The 20,358-nt window shown below is 66.4% G+C and carries 19 protein-coding genes; 9 read left to right on the forward strand and 10 right to left on the reverse strand.

The window, feature by feature from the left end; genetic code table 11:
- The first annotated feature begins 128 nt into the window (after positions 1-128).
- Genes ACWICV_RS01770 through ACWICV_RS01780 form a run of 3 tightly spaced genes read left to right on the forward strand, consistent with a single transcriptional unit; the run spans position 129 to position 3,281 of the window.
- Complete coding sequence (locus tag ACWICV_RS01770) at positions 129-1,190, forward strand: acyl-CoA dehydrogenase family protein (protein WP_454090838.1); 1,062 nt, start codon at positions 129-131, stop codon at positions 1,188-1,190.
- Positions 1,184-2,554 (forward strand): PIG-L family deacetylase, encoded by a 1,371-nt coding sequence (locus ACWICV_RS01775; RefSeq protein WP_454090837.1) that lies wholly within the window; start codon positions 1,184-1,186, stop codon positions 2,552-2,554. Before ACWICV_RS01770 ends, ACWICV_RS01775 begins: the two co-directional genes overlap by 7 nt.
- The gene (locus ACWICV_RS01780) at positions 2,547-3,281 is read left to right on the forward strand and encodes a glycosyltransferase (RefSeq protein WP_454090836.1); all 735 of its coding nucleotides are present in this window, start codon (positions 2,547-2,549) and stop codon (positions 3,279-3,281) included. Before ACWICV_RS01775 ends, ACWICV_RS01780 begins: the two co-directional genes overlap by 8 nt.
- A 106-nt stretch (positions 3,282-3,387) precedes the next feature.
- On the opposite strand, the gene ACWICV_RS01785 is transcribed toward ACWICV_RS01780, so the two are convergent.
- The 7 genes from ACWICV_RS01785 to ACWICV_RS01815 all read right to left on the reverse strand — a co-directional run bounded on the left by ACWICV_RS01785 (position 3,388) and on the right by ACWICV_RS01815 (position 8,501).
- Positions 3,388-3,714, reverse strand: coding sequence for a hypothetical protein (locus ACWICV_RS01785; protein WP_332728540.1), 327 nt, complete (start codon positions 3,712-3,714; stop codon positions 3,388-3,390).
- A gap of 358 nt (positions 3,715-4,072) precedes the next feature.
- A complete protein-coding gene (locus ACWICV_RS01790; RefSeq protein WP_454090835.1) occupies positions 4,073-5,500 on the reverse strand; it encodes a phytoene desaturase family protein in 1,428 nt (475 codons plus the stop codon).
- On the reverse strand, positions 5,497-6,027 hold the full coding sequence (locus tag ACWICV_RS01795; RefSeq protein ID WP_402472896.1) for a hypothetical protein: 531 nt from the start codon (positions 6,025-6,027) through the stop codon (positions 5,497-5,499). Before ACWICV_RS01795 ends, ACWICV_RS01790 begins: the two co-directional genes overlap by 4 nt.
- A gap of 120 nt (positions 6,028-6,147) precedes the next feature.
- Complete coding sequence (locus tag ACWICV_RS01800; RefSeq protein WP_454090834.1) at positions 6,148-6,762, reverse strand: flavodoxin family protein; 615 nt, start codon at positions 6,760-6,762, stop codon at positions 6,148-6,150.
- Between the two features lie 43 nt (positions 6,763-6,805).
- Positions 6,806-7,441, reverse strand: coding sequence for a cyclodeaminase/cyclohydrolase family protein (locus ACWICV_RS01805; protein WP_454090833.1), 636 nt, complete (start codon positions 7,439-7,441; stop codon positions 6,806-6,808).
- Complete coding sequence (locus ACWICV_RS01810) at positions 7,431-7,634, reverse strand: DUF6480 family protein (protein WP_454090832.1); 204 nt, start codon at positions 7,632-7,634, stop codon at positions 7,431-7,433. Before ACWICV_RS01810 ends, ACWICV_RS01805 begins: the two co-directional genes overlap by 11 nt.
- Before the next feature lie 141 nt (positions 7,635-7,775).
- On the reverse strand, positions 7,776-8,501 hold the full coding sequence (locus tag ACWICV_RS01815) for an alpha/beta hydrolase (protein ID WP_454090831.1): 726 nt from the start codon (positions 8,499-8,501) through the stop codon (positions 7,776-7,778).
- 843 nt (positions 8,502-9,344) lie between these two features.
- On the opposite strand from ACWICV_RS01815, the gene ACWICV_RS01820 reads away from it, so the two are divergent.
- The 5 genes from ACWICV_RS01820 to ACWICV_RS01840 all read left to right on the forward strand — a co-directional run bounded on the left by ACWICV_RS01820 (position 9,345) and on the right by ACWICV_RS01840 (position 15,213).
- Positions 9,345-10,508: a peptidoglycan DD-metalloendopeptidase family protein gene (locus ACWICV_RS01820; RefSeq protein WP_454090975.1), complete on the forward strand. Its 1,164-nt coding sequence runs from the start codon at positions 9,345-9,347 to the stop codon at positions 10,506-10,508.
- Positions 10,474-10,950 (forward strand): hypothetical protein, encoded by a 477-nt coding sequence (locus ACWICV_RS01825; protein ID WP_454090830.1) that lies wholly within the window; start codon positions 10,474-10,476, stop codon positions 10,948-10,950. Before ACWICV_RS01820 ends, ACWICV_RS01825 begins: the two co-directional genes overlap by 35 nt.
- A 194-nt stretch (positions 10,951-11,144) precedes the next feature.
- Positions 11,145-12,710, forward strand: coding sequence for a signal recognition particle protein (gene ffh, locus ACWICV_RS01830; protein ID WP_105661194.1), 1,566 nt, complete (start codon positions 11,145-11,147; stop codon positions 12,708-12,710).
- The gene (locus ACWICV_RS01835) at positions 12,697-13,920 is read left to right on the forward strand and encodes a hypothetical protein (protein WP_454090829.1); all 1,224 of its coding nucleotides are present in this window, start codon (positions 12,697-12,699) and stop codon (positions 13,918-13,920) included. The genes ffh and ACWICV_RS01835 overlap by 14 nt, the downstream gene beginning before the upstream one ends.
- A gap of 99 nt (positions 13,921-14,019) precedes the next feature.
- On the forward strand, positions 14,020-15,213 hold the full coding sequence (locus ACWICV_RS01840; RefSeq protein WP_454090828.1) for a hypothetical protein: 1,194 nt from the start codon (positions 14,020-14,022) through the stop codon (positions 15,211-15,213).
- Positions 15,214-15,292: 79 nt separating this feature from the next.
- Here ACWICV_RS01840 and ACWICV_RS01845 read toward each other — a convergent pair whose 3' ends face one another.
- Positions 15,293-17,005, reverse strand: a complete 1,713-nt coding sequence (locus tag ACWICV_RS01845) for an AMP-binding protein (RefSeq protein ID WP_400288888.1) — start codon at positions 17,003-17,005, stop codon at positions 15,293-15,295.
- Positions 17,006-17,300: 295 nt separating this feature from the next.
- Here ACWICV_RS01845 and ACWICV_RS01850 point away from each other — a divergent pair, with 295 nt between their 5' ends.
- The gene (locus ACWICV_RS01850; protein ID WP_400288889.1) at positions 17,301-18,104 is read left to right on the forward strand and encodes an IclR family transcriptional regulator; all 804 of its coding nucleotides are present in this window, start codon (positions 17,301-17,303) and stop codon (positions 18,102-18,104) included.
- 49 nt (positions 18,105-18,153) lie between these two features.
- Here the strand turns inward: ACWICV_RS01850 and ACWICV_RS01855 are convergent, their stop codons facing one another.
- A complete protein-coding gene (locus tag ACWICV_RS01855; protein WP_332595302.1) occupies positions 18,154-19,116 on the reverse strand; it encodes a beta/alpha barrel domain-containing protein in 963 nt (320 codons plus the stop codon).
- Positions 19,113-20,354, reverse strand: coding sequence for a CaiB/BaiF CoA transferase family protein (locus ACWICV_RS01860; protein WP_454090827.1), 1,242 nt, complete (start codon positions 20,352-20,354; stop codon positions 19,113-19,115). Before ACWICV_RS01860 ends, ACWICV_RS01855 begins: the two co-directional genes overlap by 4 nt.
- Positions 20,355-20,358: the final 4 nt, after the last annotated feature.

Consider the following 20,358-nt stretch of genomic DNA (forward strand, 5'->3'; position numbering starts at 1 on the left):
CCAACCACATAAGCTGCCTCGCTGCGTTGCGCTGTCCTTTGCGGTTATCAGGAGTCATTCAGCTGGGCCGGGCACGAATGGGCCGTGACCTAGACTGGCCAAAAGTTCCGAACAGAGAAGGAGAGCCGATGGACCAGCGGCCGGTGTCGTTTAGTGCAGCCGAACCAGGATCCCGCACCCGCAACAGCGAGTTATGGTGGGGCGCCGAAGAAGCGGTGCGTGCGGCCGCCGTGCGCTGCGAGGGCAACCCGGAAGCGATGCTGCGTACGCTGGAAAGTTCGGGGGAGGAACCTCCGGTGCCAGCGGCCGGACAGACCCAGCGCCTGTGGGAGCTGCTGGCCACCGTGGCCGCCACCGACCTGGTCGCGGCCAGGACGCTGGAACCGCATTTGGATGCCGCGGGAATCCTGAACCAGGCGGGCATGTCGTGGCCGGCCGGCACTGCATGGGGCGTTTTCGCCGCGCAGCCGCCCAACGCCACCCTGGAAGCGGTTCGCCAGTCCGGCGGGGGATGGGAGCTGAACGGCACCAAGCCCTGGTGCTCGTTGGCCGCGCAGCTGACGCATGCCCTGGTCACCGCCCCCACGCCCGATGGTGGCCGGCTGTTCATGGTTTCCTTGCGGCATCCGGGCGTTGAACCGGCATCGGATGCCTGGGTCAGCCGCGGCATGGCGCAGCTGCCCAGCGGCAGCGTGAACTTCACCGGCGTGCCGGCACAACCGGTGCAGGACGCAGGCTGGTACCTGTCCCGTCCCGGGTTCGCTGTCGGGGGCGTTGGCGTGGCCGCCTGCTGGTTCGGGGCAGCGGTGGGAATCTACCGCCATCTGCTGCGCAGCGCCCAAGCGCGCACCCCGGATCAGCTGGCCCTTGCTTGGCTCGGCGAAGCAGACCGCTTGCTGGCCGGCTGCGCCGCGCTGCTGGAACAGGCCGCCGGGCTGGCCGATGCCGGAGCGCTGGATGCCATTTCGGCCCATCGGGTCCGCGGCCAGGTGGCCGGGGCCTGCGAGCGGGTGTTGCAGCTCAGCGGCCAGTCCACCGGTCCGGGCCCGCTGACCGCCGATGAGGAGCATGCGCGGCGTGCAGCTGACCTGGGCATATATCTGCGCCAGCACCACGCGGCCCGCGATGACGCGGCGCTGGGCCAGCTGATGGTGGACCGCGCCGGAACGGAAAGTGGCAGCGCATGGTGAACTTCACGCATGAGGACCAGGGAACGTCTGCAAGCTGCTGGCAGCAGGCTGGGCTAGAGCGGATCGCCGTACTGGATCCGGAGAAGCTCTTCCACGCAATCGCATCGTTGATTGTTCTGGCCGCCCACCCGGATGACGAGACGCTGGGAGCTGGAGGGCTGATCCGCATGGCGCTTGGCCGGGGGATCGATGTCCACGTGATCGTCTGCAGCTTCGGGGAAGCCTCGCATCCGGACTCCACCACACACTCCGCGGCCCGGTTGGCCGCGCTGCGCCAGGCCGAACTGGCCGAGGCCATGGACACGCTGCGCGCACAAGGACCGCGCAGCGGAACGTTGCATCTGCACTGCTTGGGCCTGGGCGATGGGAAACTCGAAGCGCAGCAGGAGCCGATCCGCGCAGCCCTTGAGCAGCACGCCGGCGAGCGCTGCCTGATCGCCAGCACCTACCGCGGCGACGGGCACCCGGACCACGAAATCCTGGGCCTGCTCGCCGCGGACTGCGCCCTGGCGCACAATGCCTGCCACCTGGAATTCCCCATCTGGTTCTGGCATTGGGCGCAACCGGACCGGCAGCCCAGCTTCAGGCATTGGCGCCGGCTGGCCCTGGATGCTTCCAGCGCCCAGGCCAAGGCCCGCGCCCTGGAAGCCCACCGTTCCCAAACCCGGCCGCTGTCCGCCCTGCCAGGAGACGAAGTCCTCCTTAGCGAAGGCTTCCTGCAGCATTTTTCCCGCGGCGCCGAGATCTTCCGCGCCACCTGGCCTGGCCACAAGGACGCCGCGTCGGCTCCGGCGGTCTTCGACGAGCTCTACGGAAAGCGCGAAGATCCGTGGGAATACCGCAGCAGCCGCTACGAGCAGCGCAAGCAGCAAATCCTGCTCGCCTCCCTGCCCCGGGAGCAGTATGCGGCGGTTCTGGAGCTGGGATGCTCCATCGGGGTGCAGAGCGCCGAACTGGCCCGCCGCAGCACCAGCCTGCTGGCGGTGGACGCCAGCGCTACCGCGCTAGCCCAGGCCCGGCGTGCCGTGGCCGGAATGGAGCATGTCAGCTTGCTGCAGGCCACGGTGCCCCAACAATTTCCGCAGCTGGAGCCGGGGAGCGTGCAGCTGGTAGTGCTCAGCGAGATCGGCTATTTCCTGGCCGCCGACGAATTGGAGCAGGTGCTCGCCGCCAGTGCTGCAGCACTGGAAGCCGGCGGAGAGCTGGTGCTCTGCCATTGGCTGCATCCCATTGAAGGCTGGCCGCTGGACGGGGAGGATGTGCACCGGATGGCGGGAGAACTGGGGTGGGAGCGCATCGTGGAGCTTCGCGAGGCCGATTTCCTGCTTGAAATACTGCGCAAGCCCGCTGGTGCCCATGGGTAGGCAGCTGGCGGCCATGGCGGTCATCATCCCGGCCCATGACGAGGAAGAACGCCTGGGCCGTTGCCTGGATTCGGTGCGCGCGGCCATGGACCGGTTGGCGCGTGCCCGCCCGCAGCTGCAGGTCCGGGCCATCGTGGTTGCCGATAGCTGCACCGACGGCACGGTACAGGTTGCCCAGCGGCAGATCAGCGCAGATCGGCGGATCAGCTTGCTGCAGGCCAGCTTCGGCAATGTCGGAGCCAGCCGGGCTGCCGGGGCGCGCCACGCCCTGGCCAGCTTCGGCGCGGAAGCGGACCCGAGCGCCATCTGGCTGGCCAGCACCGACGCGGATACCTGCGTCGCCGAGCATTGGCTGGAGGGCTTTGCCTGCCTGCACGCCGGCGGGGCCGATGCGGTGGCCGGAACCGTGGAACCGGACCGCGGCGAACTCGATGAGCATATCTTCGCCTTATGGGAGCAGGCCTACCAGCCGATCGAGGGGCATGGCCATATCCACGGCGCGAACTTCGGGGTGTGCGCTGCTGCCTACCTGGATGTTGGAGGCTTCGAGCCCTTGGCGGCCCGGGAGGATGTGGCCTTGGTCGAGGCGCTGCGCCGCGCCGGCTACCGGGTCCAGGCCACGGCCCGGCTGCAGGCGATCACCTCGGGGCGCTTGCGCGGGCGGTTGCGCGAGGGCTTCGCGGACTATCTTGCCGCGCTGGATCACCAGATGCTCCACGCCCGGTAGCGCCCAAGTAAGCGGTCCCGGTCCCTGGCATAGGAACAGCCCCCGGCGAATCTGCGCGGATGCGCGATTTCCCGAGGGGCTGTGCCCGTTGCGGCGGTGCTTGCGGTTACACGCTGCTGCCGGACTCCTGCGTGGCGTACCTGTGTCCCAGCTTGCTGGCGTCGAAAGCCGGAACCGCGTGGGCGAGCGCAGTGTATTGCCAGTACTTCACACGGAATGCAGCCATTCCGCTGTGCTCGGCCTGACCGAACAGATCCTTGATCTTGCTGCGCGGCGCGCTGGCCTGAACCACTTCCAAGACTGGAGAAGGCTCGGAAATGTGCAAGAACTTCAGTTCCTCGCTCTGCGGTTCAACCATCGCGACCAGCACCGGCCGCTTGTGCACCGAGACCAGGCCCATCACATCATCGAGCGCTTCCAAAGGCTGTGTCATGACCACTGGCATTCCTTGGGTCCAGCCATAGCTGCTCAGATGCCTTCTTCCCTCGCGTGATCCCAGCAGCTCTGCTACGCGCAACGCGGTCTGGGACCTGACTAGCCTTCCTGGCATGTGAACTACCCTCCACTTCTAGACGATACTTCTCACTTCAACAATGCAGTTATCTGTCCCTCCGGACTGGGCAGCGTGGCCCTTGAAATGCGCTGTGGACCCTGCGGCCAGCGGTGGGAACTTGATAAAAAATTATCATTGGCCCACCAAGTTGTTGCGAACAGGCCGCGATTCTGAGGAAATTCCCAGACTTTATTCTCTACTAGTCAGTATCCCTATTCAGCTACCGTGGTTGCGAGGCTCAGTGCCGCCCAAGATCACGCAGCGCCCGGTGCGCCGCATGCCAGCCGGCCATGCCATGCACCCCGCCGCCCGGAGGGGTGGAGGAGGAGCACAGGTACAGTCCCGGCACGCCCAGCGAATAGGGATTCAGCGAGGGCGAGGGGCGGAAGAACTGCTGGGTGCCGGCCAGTGATCCGCCGCCGATATCCCCGCCGACCAGATTCGGATTCCAGGCCTGCAGCTGCGCCGGGCCGGTGACTACCCGCTGCACGATCCGGTCCTTGAAGTCCGGCGCGAACCGCTGGATCTGCGCATCGATGAGCGCCCCGGCATCCCCGTCATAGCCTTGGGGCACGTGGGCGTAGGACCAGATGACCTGGCGGCCGGCCGGGGCGCGCGAGGCATCGGCGCTCGAAGGCTGGACCACCATCACGAACGGGCGTTCGGGCATTGACCCAGCGGCGACCTGGCGCTCGGCCCGGGCCAGCTCGGCGGCATCGCCGATGACATGCACGGTGCCGGCCTGCGCGGTGCGCGCATCCTTCCAGGGAATCGGCCCATCGAGCAGGTAGTCCACCTTGTAGGCCGCGGTGCCATAGCGCCAGCGCTCGAACCGCCGGCGCAGTCGTGCCGGGAGCTGGTCTCCGGCGAGCTGCACTACCTGGCGGGGCGTGGCATCCAGGAAGGTGAGGTCCGCATCGGGAAGCTGCGCGAGGTGACTGATCTGGTGCCCGGTATGGATCTGCACCCCCAGCCCGTCGAGCACCCGCAGCAGCGCGTCGATGATGCTGCCGGTGCCGCCGTGCGCCACCGGCCAGCCCCAGGATTGGCCCAAGGCCCCGAAGAGCGCGCCGAATCCCGAGGTGAACGGGTGGGAGAGCGGCAGCATGGAATGCGCGCTGGATCCGGCGAAGAGCGCCGCGGCCTGCCGGGTCCGGAACGCGGCGGAAGCCAGCAGCTTCGCCGGCGGCAGCGCGCGCAGCCCGAAGCGTGCCATGAGCACCGGATGCGGCGGGATGCCCAGCAGCGGGCTGGTGGCGTTGTCCAGGATCTCCTGCGGATGGCGCACCAGCGGGCCATGCAGCAGCTGCCAGATCTTCCGGTCGGCGGGGAACTGCGCCATGGTGGCTTCCAGGTCCTGGTGCAGGAAGACCGACTCGGCGTCGTCCAGCGGGTGGGCCAGCGGATAGGTGTGGAAATCCCACTGCAGCCCATGTCCGGTCAGATCGAAATGCGCGAAGGCGCGGCTGCCATAGGCGAAGGGGTGGGCGGCAGCTCCCAGGTCCACGATGGTGCCCTCGCCCAGCGTGCTGCCGGAGGCCGCGGCACCGCCGGGACGGGCATTGCGCTCGAAGACCTGGACGTCGAATCCCCGCTCGGCCAGGACCGCCGCGGCGACCAGCCCGTTGGGCCCGGCGCCGACAATGTTCGCTTTCCTGCCGGTCATGGGCGGTGTTCCCCCTGCTCATCGTTCACTGGCGGGGCGAAGCGCTCGGGCCAGGTTTCGTCGCTGAGCGCCTTGAGCTGGCTGATCTGCGACTCGGCCCGGTGCGACAGGTCCTGCAGCAGCGCCTGGTCCAGGCGCGGATCATGGGGCAGCATCAGCAGCAGCGTCTGCCACATGCGCAGCTTGGCATTGAGCAGCCCGGTGAGCACATCGAGCTGCACCTGCGCGGCGGCCAGCTTGCGCATGCGCAGCGGATTGAACGGGTTGACGTGCCCGGCGAGCTTGGCCGCCGGAGCCAGCAGGCGGGCCAGCGGACGCTGCCGGCATCCCAGCCGGTCCATGATCCGTTTCAGGTCATCCTGATCTGCTTGGACCTGCTGGTGCAGCGATTCGAAACGCTGGGCATAGGCGGTGTCCGCCCAGGTGCCGTGGGCGGCCTTGAAGTGGTTCAGCCCCGATTCGGAACCCAGCAGGTGTTCGCTCAGGTACCGGTGCAAGGTCGTCTGGTCGATGGTGTTGTGCGGCATGGGCCCGTCCTTAGTTCTCGCCTGGGGTTGCAGTCTTCTGCTGGCTGAAACGCTAGGGCACCGGCCGCCGCTGGCCAATGGCCGGGCACTGATCCGCAGGCTGCACCCAGCATCCGGCGGCTATCGGGCGGGGAAAGGCCGGGCTTTGAGCAGCCGCGCCAGATGCGCCGCGTTGCGCGTGGCGATCTGCGTGGCGTTGACCGTGACCTGCGGGGTCTGGTCCAGATCCTGGTAGTCGGTGGTGTGCATGGCCTGCCCCACCCAATAGGTCGAGCCCTGGGCTGGCAGGGTGAACCCGACATCGGCCAGGCCCTGGCCCAGCTCCGCAATCACGTGGTGCGCGCCGTCCTCATTGCCCACCACGGCCACCACGCCCACCTTGCCGAAGAGGATCGGGCGGCCCTGCTCGTCGGTCTGGGACAACTCGGCATCCAGCCGCTCCAGCACCCGCTGGGCCAGGCTCGAGGGGTGGCCTACCCAAATCGGGGTGGCCAGCACCAGGATGTCCGCGGCCAGCAGCTTCTGCCGGATCCCCGGCCACTGGTCGCCGCCTCCCATGTCCTTGAGCACTCCGGGCTTCACGTCGAAATCGGCAATGCGCAGGATCTCGGAGTGGACCTGGTGCTCCTCGAATTCCGCCGCCACCTGCCGGGCCAGCAGATCGCTGCTGGAGGCTTTGGGCGAAGGGGAAAGGGTGCAGACCAGGATCAGTGCATTAATCGGTGTCTGGGCCATGGCTATCATTCCTTGTCGTCGAGGGTGCTCCCGGGCAGCAGGATCAGCGCTTGATGCGTGCATCAACGCGTGCGGCCAGCTGCGCGGCGGTCTGCATCGCCCGCTCCAGCGATGCTGCGGTATCCCATAATCCGGAGTGCTGCGCGTGCGCCGGGCCGGAAGGCAGCTGGGACAGGTCGTAGCGCAGGTTGCTGCTGGCGGCCTGCAGCACTGCGCGGACCATGCCCAGCGCTGCGGCGACATCGGCCACCAATTGCGGTTTCGCATGCTGGCCAAGCCAGCGCAGGTCATTCACGGCGGTCATGGCCAGCGCACCGAGTGCGGCCGAGGATTTCGCGGCCTGCAAGCAGGCCGCGGCGAGCTGGCGGTCGCGCTGCTCCGAGGGCGGTTGCGCGGACGCTTCCCCGAAATCCGCGGAGGCCTTGGCATCCCGGTCGGCCATGCCCAGCGCGTCGATCCGCAGCTGCTTGGCCCGGGCCTGCAGGCCGGCGAGCTCTGCCTGTGCGGGTCCGGAGGCCGAGACGTAGCCGGCGGACATGGACATCAGCGCGGCGGCAACACCGAGCATTAGTGCCGCCGCCGCTCCGCCGCCCGGATTCCCGTCCGACTCGGCCAGTTCTTCAAGCCAGGGTCCTATGCGCGCCTCGCTGATCGGACGCTGCGGGCCGCTATTCGCCATGCCCCTGGTCTTGGCTCATCGAGCCTTCACCGGGCGGGGTTTCGCCCGGCGGCACCGAACCGCCCGGCTCCAGTCCGGTAATCAGTTGCTGCTCTGGGTCGGGGTTGGATGTGGCTGCGGCTTCGCGATTGGCCTCTTGGGCTTCATCCAACTGTGCGTCGGGCTGCGACGCGGTGGATTCCTGCGGGTCCATCGGCTGCTCCTATCTGCATCTGGGCTGCGGGCTGGGGATCCAGCCCTTGTCCGCTCACGCTAGGCCAGGGCCCCGGCGGGCTCAACAGCACCGGGCGATTCACACGGAACGCACGGATTGCGGTGCGCTGCCTGCCGGAATTCAGCTGGCCGGAGGCAGTCCAGGCGCCAAGTGCTTGAGCACTGCGGCGTGCAGGCGCACATCGGCCAGCAAGCGGAAATGCCCCAGTGTAGGCAGCTTGATGTTGGTGGCTCCGGCCAGGTCGCAGCCGCCCGGGATGTGCGGGTCGAAGCTGCTGTAGATGGAGATGATCCGGGAATTCACGCTCAGGTTGGCCGAGAGCTTGAGCAGGCCCTGGTCGTTGGGCGACAGGGAACGCAGGGAGCGGACCGGCGCATAGCGTGCATAGCGCGAACCGGAGAAGGGGGTGCCAATGGCGATCATCCGATTGATCCGGTAGCCCTGCGGCGAGGCGGACATCAGGTACTTGCCGATCAGACCGCCCTTGCTGTGCGCCACCAGCACCGCATCGTCGAGCTGCGCCCGGCCCAGGTAGCTGGAGACCACCTGGGACATCTCCGGCACCGTGCCGCGGTTGAAGCCGAGCTGCGGGATCACGTGCACCGGGTGACCGGCCTGGTGCAGCGCGTCGGCCAGCGGGAGCAGGAATTTCCAGGATTCCCAGATACCCGGAATCAGCACCACCGGTTCGGCTGCCGGATGGCTGCCGGAGCGCAGCCGGCCGGCCTCCGTACCTGGCAGCAGCGAACGCAGCTGCCAGGCACCGGCATAGAGATAATCCTGCAGCCAGGCGCGGGACAATACCGCCCACCGCGACAGCCTGCTGGACAGGGTGCTGGTCTCCACCGGTGCTCCTTTGCTGCGTGTTGCGCTGTGGGACCGGTTGCGCCGCGGCGCGGTCCCAAGAGCATTATCACCACATGAGTAGGGCTGAGTCCGGCAGCGACATCGCCCGGCCTGGGAAATTCCGGGACTCGGGCCGCCCGCCAGACCGCTGCCGCGGCGAGCTGAAGCCCTCTTCACGGCCCATGCCAGCCCACATGCCATGTGGGGGCTTGAAATGCTTCAGCCCGAATCCGGTCCCTAACAGGTGCTGGCTGGGATGGCGAGTCATGGTGCTTTGGCGGATTCCAGGGTGCGTCGGGCCTCGCCCAGGTCCCGAAACCGCATCGAACCGGTGCTGGATTTCCACGCGCGTGGCGTGGCCGCGATGGCGCAGGGGGGAAAGCAGTGGTGCATGGAATCCTCACGCTGCTGAAGATTGCTTCAACTAGCCATGGATTAATCATCGTGCCGGGGCTATTCTGAGGTTCTGTTGAGTAGTTGCAGTTTTTGGGGGACTGGCAAGTTATGAAACGACAACATCATGGTTTAAGCAGCTCTGTGCCGCGCGGCGTTTTGGGGAATGGCCGGCGGCTTCCGTATGGGGCGCTGGCCATTGCAGCGGCCTTCGCTTTAAGCAGTGCATTGGCTTGGCCCGGGGCGGCCGGTGCAGTGCCAGCCAGAGCCCAATCAAGCACACTGGCCTTTCCCGCCGCGCCAGCGCCGGCGCTCGGGAGCGAGGCTGTCACCGCACCGGATCTGGGCGGAACATCCGCTATCCAAGTCCTCGGACTGAGTTCACTTGGCGGCAGGACCGGAGGGTCCGCGCCCGACCCGCTGGCACACGTGGCCGCCAATCGGGCGGCGATGACAGCAAAGACAAGCCCTGGAGCGCTGGCACAGCCCGCGCCGCTAGCTGCCAACCAGGGCATTCGTCCGGCAATGCTGAGCCCTGGTCTGCTCTTGGAGCATCCAGCGGCCACCCGCCGGATTTCCAGTCCGTACGGTTGGAGGTTCAACCCGACCGGGTTCGGCCGCCAAATCCATATCGGCCAGGATTATCCAATTTCCTGCGGTTCGCCCGTGCGCGCCAGCGAGTCGGGCCGGGTGGTCGTCGCGGGCTGGGCCGGGCATTCGGGCCAGCGCGTCACCATTGACCACGGGCATGAGGTGCAGACCGGATACAGCCACAATTCGCTCCTGCTCGTCAGAGTGGGCGAGCTTGTTGTCCAAGGCCAGATCATCGCCCTGGCCGGGACCACCGGCAACTCCACGGGGTGCCATGTGCACTTCGAGGTCATCGTCAATGGCCAATGGCATAATCCGCGCAACTACCTTCCTTCAGGCGGCGGGCAACGCCAGGCATTGTTCGCTTCGACGCAATTTGCAGTCGATGCCGGCAGTGCGATGCGCCATCAACCGGCAACAGGAAGAAGCGGGCAGTACGCCGGGGCGGCCAGGCATCACGGATCGGCCCGAACGGAACATCCAGCGCCGCCGAAGACCACGAGGCACTCCCACGCGGATCCGCTCCAGTCGCCAGCGGCGAGCAAGAAGAAACAAGCCGCGCCAGCCAAGCCGAAGGCCCAGCCGAAAAAGGAAGCCGGCAAACTCCGCCCGACCCCGCGTCCCGCGCACCCGGCACCAGAGCCGAGCAAGACGCCTAAGCCGAGCAAGACGCCTAAGCCGAGCAAGACACCCGAGCCGCCACAAAAGTTGAATACCGGAAGCCCGAAGGCCACGCCATCTGCATCAGCGTCACCAGCACCCGTTTCGGCCAAGCCGAGCGCGCCGAGCGTAGCGCCGACGCCCAGCACTGCACCAGTTGCTGAGCCGAGCCCGTCGACGGCGCCGACCGCGCCGCCAAGTCATTCGGCACTACCTTCCAGCGTGGCGCCATCAGCTCCGGATAGCGTCCCGGAAGCATCGGAATCGACCAACTCCACGCCAACCTCTGAACCAACCCAAGTGCCTGGACCCAGCGAGGAAACAGGCGTTGAACCCCCGGGAGGACCAGGACCCAGGCGGTAAGGATGCTCTAGCCAGCGAGGATCCCACGGACCCTGCTGCCCGCGTCGAGCGTCAAATAGGTGCAGCCCAACCCAAGACCGTGGACTTGCAAGCAGAAGAGCCGGAGAAGAAACCGCCAGTGGCCAAGGCCCTGCCACCGGCCAAGTCCACTGCTGCGAAAAAGCCGGCCGCGAAGGAAGTACCGGCTGCGAGGCCCAAGCCCGAGGTCGCGGTGCCGGCTGCGAAAAAGCAGGCCAAGCCGCCAGCGAAGCCCAAGGCCGCGGCCCCGGCCAAGCCTAAAGTTGCAGCGCCCGTGAAGCAGGTCGCCAAGGCGCCGGTCGCAACCCTGCCCAAGCCCAAGCCTGCTATCGCAGCACCGGCCGTGCAGAAAGCTGCCCCGGCACCGGCCAAGCTGAAGCCTCAGGCAGCGGCCGCACCACCTGCCAGCGAGGCCAAGCCGTAGTCCGTTGCTGCCCGGTTCCTTGATGCTGCTCCCGTCCCTTTGGACGGGAGCAACGTGGCGCTGGGGAAGAGACAACGGGTGAAACGCTGCACAGCTGGTTAGTCCAGCGCCCGATTATTGATATTCTTGGGAGTTGAGTCCTGTGCGATTTTCCAATGCGCACCACAAGACCTATCGAAAGAAGTGCCCGGCACGTGTTTAATTCACTTTCCGATCGCCTGACAGCAACCTTCAAGAACCTGCGCGGCAAGGGCCGCCTGACTGAAGCGGATATCGACGGTACCGCACGCGAGATCCGCCGCGCCCTGCTTGACGCCGACGTTGCCGTACCGGTGGTCCGCGGCTTCGTGGCCCAGGTGAAGGAACGCGCTCTGGGTGCCGAGGTCTCCGAGTCGCTGAACCCGGGCCAGCAGGTCGTCAAGATCGTCAACGAGGAACTCGTTGGCATCCTGGGCGGGGAGACCCGCCGCCTGAACCTGGCCAAGAACCCGCCGACGGTGATTATGCTCGCCGGCCTTCAGGGTGCCGGCAAGACCACCCTGGCCGGCAAGCTGGCCAAGCATCTGAAGTCCGAGGGCCACACCCCGTTGCTGGTGGCCTGCGACCTCCAGCGCCCCAACGCCGTCAAGCAGCTGCAGATCAACGGCGAGCGTGCCGGGGTGCCGGTCTACGCACCGCACCCGGGCGTCTCCTCGGAATTCGACACCGCCACCGGCGACCCGGTAGCGGTAGCCCGTGACGGCGTGGCCGAGGCCAAGGCCAAGCTGCACGACATCGTGATTGTCGATACCGCCGGCCGCTTGGGCGTGGACACCGAGATGATGGCCCAGGCTGCGAACATCCGCGCCGCCATCAACCCGGATGAAGTCCTCTTCGTCATCGACGCGATGATCGGCCAGGACGCGGTCAACACCGCCCAGGCCTTCCACGAGGGCGTCGACTTCACCGGTGTCGTGCTCTCCAAGCTCGATGGCGATGCCCGCGGCGGTGCCGCGCTGTCGGTCGCCTCGGTCACCGGCAAGCCGGTCATGTTCGCCTCCACCGGCGAGAACCTGGACGACTTCGAGATCTTCCACCCGGACCGCATGGCTTCGCGCATCCTGGACATGGGCGATGTGATGACGCTCATCGAGCAGGCCGAGAAGAACTGGGACAAGACCGAAGCCGAGCGCATGGCGAAGAAATTCGCCGACCAGGAAGACTTCACCCTGGACGACTTCCTGGCCCAGATGGCCCAGATCAAGAAGATGGGCTCGATGAAGAAGCTGCTGGGCATGATGCCCGGCGCGCAGATCTCCCGCCAGCAGCTCGAGCAGTTCGACGAACGCCAGATCGACCGCGTTGAGGCCATCGTCCGTTCGATGACCCAGCACGAGCGCGTGGCTCCGAAGATCATCAACGGCTCGCGCCGCGCGCGTATCGCCAAGGGTTCGGGCGTTTCGGTCTCCGAGGTGAACCAGATGCTGGAGCGTTTCGCCGAAGCGCAGAAGATGATGAAGAAGATGGCTGCCGGCGGCGGCATCCCGGGCATGCCGGGGGCCGGCAAGGGCGCTGCCCGCAAGGCGAAGGCCAAGGGCAAGGGCAAGAAGCAGCAGAAGTTCGGCAACCCGGCCAAGGCCGCGCAGGCCGAGCTGGAGGCCAAGAACAAGAAGGCCGCCGCCCCGAGCGGTGCCGCCTTCGGGCAGGGCGCCAACCAGGACTTCGATCCTTCGAGCCTGAACCTGCCGGCGGGCTTCGAAAAGTACCTTGGCAACAAGTAGCAACCAGTCCTTGCAGGGCGGCGACCAGGAGCACACGCTGGTCGCCGCCCTGACTCTTTTCTTCGAAGAACCCCAGGCGCAGCAGGCCGAAGCCACGGTCCGCGCACTGCTGGCCGCCCGCGACGTGATCTCGCTGGTCTCCGTGCCGGTGCCCTGGAACGGGCTGGCGATGATCGAAGCCAGCCTTGCGGTGAACCACGAGGGGCTCTTGCTGCTTGCTGGCGCCGCGGGCGCCATCAGGCTGGGCCAGCAGGTCGAGGACTTCGCGCTGGCGCTGAAGCTGGGCACCGGTGCGCTGTACATCGACCAGGACGACGCCGAGGTGCAAACCGGGGAGCCCATCGAGGATCCGCGGCTCGATGCCATGCCGCCGGGGCGGACCGTGGCCATCGGCGCGCTGAATGAGCCGGACTTGGGGGTGTGGGCCGCCGCGAGCAAAACCAGCTGGCAGCTCTTGGCGCCGGAATCCGCCGGCGCGGCCGTGGCCGTGCACGAAGGCTTCCTGGTGGGCGGCGTGCTGGCTGCCAGCCAGCATCCGGCGATCATGCTCAGCCGCACCGGCGCGCGCTTCACCGCGAGCTTCTGGTTCGACAAGCAGCCGGCCAAGCTCGGCGGGCACCCGGCCTGGGTGCACATCTGGCCGGTCGCGGCCAGCCCCGCCTTCTGGCCGCAGGCCTCAACACCCGCCCGGCGCGAACTGGACTGGCTGATCGCCAACCAGGACAGCGTGGATGGCCAGGAACTCGACGAGCTGGCCGGGCTTCTGGTCGGCGCCGAGCACATCGAGCGGCTCAAGCAGGCGCTGGTGGGCACCGGCAGCCTGCAGTCGGCCCAGCGGGTGCTGGAGACCTTCGGGCATCCACCGGACCTGGCCCGCTATCTGGACGACGCCGATCTTCCCGAGGACGCGCGATGGATCGAACCGGTGTCAATGGCCCGGGCAGTGGGCCGTGCACTGATCGCCGAATCCCGCACCTCCGGTGCCCGGCCGCGATGGTACAACACGTTGTCGTGGAAACCCGCCGCGCAGCTGGCGCTGGGGCTCATCGAGGCCCTGGTCTTCTCGCTGGTGCTTGCGGCCACCCATTGGCAGCAGCCCTGGGCGCCACCCTGGGTAATCGTGCTGCTGCTGGTGCTCGGCTCTGTTGATGCCACCGGGAATACCGTCCTCGGCGCGGTCCGCTGGTTCCGCGCCCGGCGCCGGCGCTAGCGCCAGGCAACCACCCGGGCGCTGCCTGCCAGGACAGCACGGGTTACCGCCTATGATTGACTTATCGCCATATCCAATTAACCAAAGGGGTTACTTTTCGTGGATTCAACCGGGTTCAACTACCTCAACCTAGAGTTCATTTTCATGGGCGACAAGCCTGAATCTGCACAACTGGTACGCACCGCGCTGGCCGATCGCCGCCTGCTGGGTTTCATCGGCGGAGCTGTTGAGCGCGAGAACTCCACTGAAGTAGCCGCCGAGGTGGCCACGGTGAGCGAAGCCCGCGATGCGGTGCTCTACCGCATCGATGCCAAGGGCAAGCTGCGCGAAGGCTCGCGCGTGACCAAACTGGTCCACGAACTGAAGAACTCCACCGGGGCCGACTACGTACTGGTGGACGGGGACGAAATTGACGGCCCCAACCCGGATGACGAGCAGCTCGGCGAGTACGGCGGCACCAACGAGCTGCTGCACGGGCCAAAGCTCAAGGGGTCCGAACTGGTGCTGGCAGCCGGCTTTGCCGAGAACGAGATCACCGTTTGGGAAAATGCATCCGGCCTGATGGCCATGCCCAAGGAACCGGTCTATGCCCCGAGTATCTCGCGCTCGAACCGCCCGTACCTGTGCTTGGACCGTACCGGCAATGCCATTACCGCAACCATCGAGGCCAAGGGCCCACGCCGGACCATGTTCGGTTCCTCGGTGTCCATGGTAGTGGACCTGGAACGCACGGCAATCCTGGAACCGGAAGCCGGCTCGCCGGCAGCGGAGCGCCTCGACGAGCTCAACAGCTTGCTCTTTGGGTGGGACGAAGAAGAAATGCAGATCATCGAGCAGCTGATTTCGGATCCGGCCGACCGCGCCGAGGCCCAGCAGCTGCTGTGCAGCAGCGGGGACCTGAAGGACATGAAGCGCCTGGTCTCGCTCTTCGGCTTCGACCCGCGCAGCATCGATTACCTCACCGGCCGCCCGCTGCCCGAAGACCGCAGGGTCATTGCCACCGGCGGCCCGTTCAAGACCTTGAAGTCCGCACTGGCTGAGCAGGAGCGCGAGGCCAAGGGACTGGAACGGCTGCTGTACCGCCACAACTGGAATCCGAAAGCGCTGATGGGTTCGAGTGCCGCCGTACTGGCCTCCGGCGCGGCAGCGCACCTGGTCCTGGCCAAGAGCGACAAGTTCGCCTGGCTGCCCAAGCCGGCGCGCCAGCTGCTGATGCTGGCCTGGTACGCCGATGGCGCCTTCTATCTGGGCAAGGGCATCGTCGATGTGCTGAAGGCCAAGAACAAGCGCTAGGCGCTCACCGCAGGCAAAAAGACAGCCCGGCGGGAAGGCTGGATCCGCTTCCCGCCGGGCTGTCTTCTGCTTGTCGTTCCTAGCCGCGTTCCTTCAGCTCAGGGAAGTCGGTATCCCGGTACTCGCCGCTAGGGGTCGTGCCGGCCGCATGCTGCTCTTCCTCGGCAAGGCGCAGCTCCACGCGGCGGATCTTGCCTGAAATGGTTTTGGGCAGCGCGGTGAATTCGAGCCGCCGGATCCGCTTGTACGGAGCCAGGTGCTCGCGGCAGAAGCCGAGGATGTCCTTGGCGACCTCCGCGCCGGGCTCGACGTGCGAGGCCAGCACCACAAAGGCCTTGGGCACCGAGAGCTTCAGCGGGTCCGGCGAAGGCACCACCGCCACCTCGGCCACCGCGGGATGCTCCAGGACCACTGACTCCAGTTCGAAGGGGCTGAGCTTGTAGTCGCTGGATTTGAAGATGTCGTCGGCACGCCCCACGTAGGTCAAGACGCCTTCATCATCGCGTTCGGCGATATCTCCCGTGTGGTACACGCCGCCACGCAGCGCCTCGGCGGTTTTCTCCGGATCGGCGAAATAGCCCTTCATCAAGCCGGCAGGCCGGGGATCCAGGCGCAGGCAGATTTCCCCGATTTCGGCCAGTTGCCCGGTGGTCGGATTGCGCAGCTCCACCGCGTAGCCCGGCATCGGGCGGCCCATCGCGCCGACCTTCACCTCGGTGCCCGGCGAATTGGCAATCTGCACGGTGGTCTCGGTCTGCCCGTAGCCATCACGGATCACCTGCCCCCACGCGGTGCGCACCTGGTCGATGACCTCGGCGTTCAATGGCTCGCCGGCAGAGACCAGCTTGCGCGGGGGAGTCTGCAAGCTGCCTAAGTCCGCCTGGATCAGGTAGCGCCAGACGGTGGGCGGTGCGCAGAAGCTGGTGACCTTCTCCGTATCCATCTGGTTCATCAGCGCCAGCGGATCAAAGCGCTCGTAGTTGTAGACGAAGACCGTCGCTTCGGCGATCCACGGGCCGAAGAAATTCGACCAGGCGTGCTTGCCCCACCCGGGGGACGCCACATTCAGATGGACATCGCCTGGTTCCAGGCCGATCCAGAACATCGTTGCCAGGTGGCCGATGGTGTACGAGGTATGGGTGTGCTGGACCAGCTTCGCCAACGAGGTGGTGCCCGAGGTGAAGTAGAGCAGCATGTTCTCATCGGCCAGGGTCGGGGAGTCCAGGCGGAATTCGGCCGGAGCGTCGTGGGACTTGGCATAGTGCAAGGTCCCTTCGGCGGCCTGCCCGCGGACCTGCACGATCCGGTAGTCCCCGGGGACTGCTTCGAATTTGGCGACCTGGTCATGGCTGGTGATCACCCAGTTCGCGTTGCCGCGCTCGATGCGGTCGGCGAGGTCCGCGCTGACCAGCTGCGTGGTGGTCGGGATGATGACTGCGCCGAGCTTCATGCCGGCCAGCATCACTTCCCAGAGGGCCACCTCGTTGCCCAGCATGACGATGATGGTATCGCCGCGCTGCAGGCCTTCGTCGGAAAGCCAACGGGCCACCTGGGTGGAGCGGCGCGAAAGTTCGGCCCAGCTGTAGCGTGCCGAGCTGCCATCGGGTTCAGTGAGGATCAGTGCCGGCTCATTGGCCCGCGCCGGGTCCTTGGCTACCTCGTCGAACCAGTCGTAGGCGAAGTTGAAATCGGTGAATTCCGGCCACGTGAACTCTGCCCGAGCCCGGTCGTAGTCATCGCGTGCTGCCAGCAGCAGATCGCGTGCTGCCCGGAACTTCTCGGTATTGCCCATGGGGGTCCTTTGCGTGATGGGCGCCTGCGCCCGACAGAATTCTTCGGTCTTCAGGATTCAATATACTTCAGTGCACAGTTCTGGCGAATTGTTGCGTCACCATGCGTGGTGCAGGTGCTGAAGTTCACGAATTTTGTCCACTAGCTTCCTGTGCGGGCATGCATAGTGACCGAATGCCCGATCCGGCTGAACCCGTTGGCGGGGACGCTGACGGTGGCGGGCTGGCCATGGATCCTGAGAGCAGTGCCGGGCAGGCAACTGGACTCGCAGATGCCGATGGTCTAGCGTCTGGAATATGCCAAAGGAAGAGACCCCCGCCAAGAAGCACAACCCCCTGTTGGTCTTGGGAAAAATCAGTTCCATCCTCGATTCCTTTTCACTGCGCCAGCCGGTGATGAACTTGGCCGATATCCGTGAAGCAACGGATTTGCCTGCCTCCACGGTGCAGCGTCTTGTCGCGAATTTGGTGGGGCAGGGTTTCTTGGACCGCGAGGATGACGGCTTCCGCATCGGGATGAAAATGGCCTACTGGGCCGCGCCGGCGACCCGGGGGCGGGAAGTGCTGGACGTCATCAGCCCGTCGTTGCGCGAACTGCGCGACTTCACCGGCGAAACAGCCTGCCTTTTCCGTGCCGAGCAGCAATTCCGCGTGTGCGTGGGCATTGCCGAAACGCGCCACGCGCTGCGCAGGGAAATGCACCTGGGTGAGCTCGCCCCATTGCATGCCGGATCTGCCGGCCGCGTGCTGCTGGCCTGGAAGCCCGAGCTCATGCAGCGGTTGCAGGAATCACAGCTGCAGCCGTTGACCGATGCCACGATTACCGGCATGGCCAGCCTGGAGAAAGCGGTTCAGCAGACCCGCGCCGATGGCTTCGCGATCACCACGGGGGAGCGTGAAAGCGGGGCCTCGGGACTGTCCGCACCGGTGTTCGATTCCGCGGCGGGCCTGGTGGCGGCGGTGACCATCAGCGGACCCACCCTGCGCATGCCGCGGGAGATCTGCCAGAGCTGGATCGAACCGTTGCTGGACACTGCTGAACGGATGACCCGGCTGATCGGCGGACGCTTCCCGGGCGAAACCCACCGGCCTTCCGCCTAGCGCCGCCCGCCCGGTCCGAGGGCCGCGGCGGCACCAGGCAGCAGCGGCACTAGAGGCTCGTTCCGCAATCCGGCGTGGCATCAGAGGGGATCACCCAGGCAAAGGCTTCTGCCTTGGAACGCGCCCCCTGGGCCGACTTGGAACGGTTCGGCTCGCCCAGCTCCTGCAGCAAGGATTCGGAGAGCCCGACGAGCCCGGCAAAGCGCTGCGGCGTGAGCCATGGCGGCTGGGTGGCGAACAGGATGTCCTCGCTGGAAGTGTTCCCGCTGGCCCCGGGGGCGAAGGGACAGCCTCCCAAGCCGCCGAGCGCTCCATCAACCAGGGTGGCTCCTGCCGAAATGGCTGCCAGCGTATTAGCAACACCCAGCCCCCAGGTATCGTGGCCGTGGAACACGATGCGCCGTTGCGGCGTTTCGCCGCGCACCCTGGAAATGAGCGAGGCGACCTGTGCCGGAACTGCTTGGCCCAGGGTGTCGCAGATGACGATGTCGCAGGTGCCCTCGGCCCGTGGATCATTGGCGATGTCCAGCACGCGCTCGGCGGGGACCTGCCCCTCGAAAGGGCAGGTGAACGAGGTGGCCAGGCACAGCTGGATGCGCCCGCCGGCTTCCTGGGCATAGCGCACGGCTTCTGGCAGGGCAGCGAGGCTCGCCTCCGTGCTGCGCCCGATGTTCGCCTGGTTGTGCGCATCAGAAACAGAGAGGCAATACTGGAAGTTCCGGATACCCGCCTTGGCCGCCTTGGCCACATGCCCCGGGGTCGCCACCCAGATCCAGCAGCGTTCCAGCTCGTCGGGGCGCAGCCCCCGGGCAACATCGAGGGTATCGGCCATGGGCGGCACCAGATCGGCACGCGCCATGGAGCCGAGCTCGATTTCCTGTACTCCGAGCCGGATCAACTCGCGCACGGTCCTGATTTTCTCCGGGGTGCTCAGCAGCTTCCCGGTCAGCTGCAGCCCGTCACGCAGCGTGACGTCGCGCAACGCGGCTGCGGGGGTGAATGAGTAGCTCACGCGATATTCCTTTCGCCAGCCGAGGCTTGCGCGATTTGCGCATCGGTCATTCCCAGCAATCCGCCCAGTACCTGTTCGGTATGCTCCCCGAGGTCGGGGCCGAGGTTCCGAATGGGCAGCGAGGTGCCTCCCATGACCGGCACGATGCCGGGGAAGCCGACACCGTGCAAGGTTTCCTCGCCGGTGGAGACATCCAGATGCTGGATCATGTTCCGGCAGATGTATTGCGGCTCGTTGGCAATGTCCTTTGCGGTGTAGATCGGGCCAGCGGGAACTCCTGCCGCATCGAGGATGGCCAGGGCCGTGCTCGAATCCACGCTTGCGGCCCACTGGCCAATGGCGGCATCCAGCATTTCCCTTGCCTCCCAACGCTGGGCATTGCCCTGCAGCCGCGGATCGGCCCCGAGCTCCGGCCTGCCGATGGCTTCCATGTAGCGGCGGTAGATCCCGTCACCGTTTCCGGCCACGACAATGCTGGCCCCATCGGCGCAGACATAGGCATTGGATGGCGCGATGCCTTCCATGCGTCCACCGGTGCGGGTCCGGGTTTCGCCGTAGGCGCCGTGGTCCGGGAGCAAAGATTCCATCATGGAGAACATCGCCTCGTGCAACGCCACATCGATCACGCGATGGTCCAACCCGAGGGAGGCCTTTTCCCCGCGCGCCATCTCCCGCTGGTAGAGCGCCATCACCGCGCCGAACGCGGCGTACAGTCCGGCAATGGAATCGCCAATCGATACGCCGACACGAACCGGCGCGCGATCCGGATCGCCCACCAGATTGCGGAAGCCGCTGAAGGCTTCGGCCACGGCGGCAAAGCCCGGGCGCTCGGAGAGCGGCCCGGTCTGGCCGAAGGCCGAGATGCGGGTGATCACCAGGTCCGGATTCACGGCGCTGAGTTCCTCTGGACCCAGGCCCCACTTCTCCAAGGTGCCCGGACGGAAGTTTTCCAGCAGCACATCGCAGTGCTTGGCCAGTTCCAGCACGGCCTCCCGGCCGGCATCGCTGCGCAGGTCCAAGACGATGGACTTCTTGTTGCGGTTGATCGTCCGGTACAGCATCGAGACGCTGCCCTTCTTGAGCCGCCAATTTCGCAGCTCGTCCCCGGTTCCCGGGCGTTCCACCTTGATGACCTCGGCGCCGAAGTCCGCCAGGAGCCGGCCTGCAGTGGGGGCGGCAATGTAATTGCCCAATTCGAGAACGCGGACACCCGTCAATGGGGCGATGTGCTCTGACATGTTC

The sequence above is a fragment of the Glutamicibacter sp. NPDC055354 genome (genome assembly GCF_053644955.1).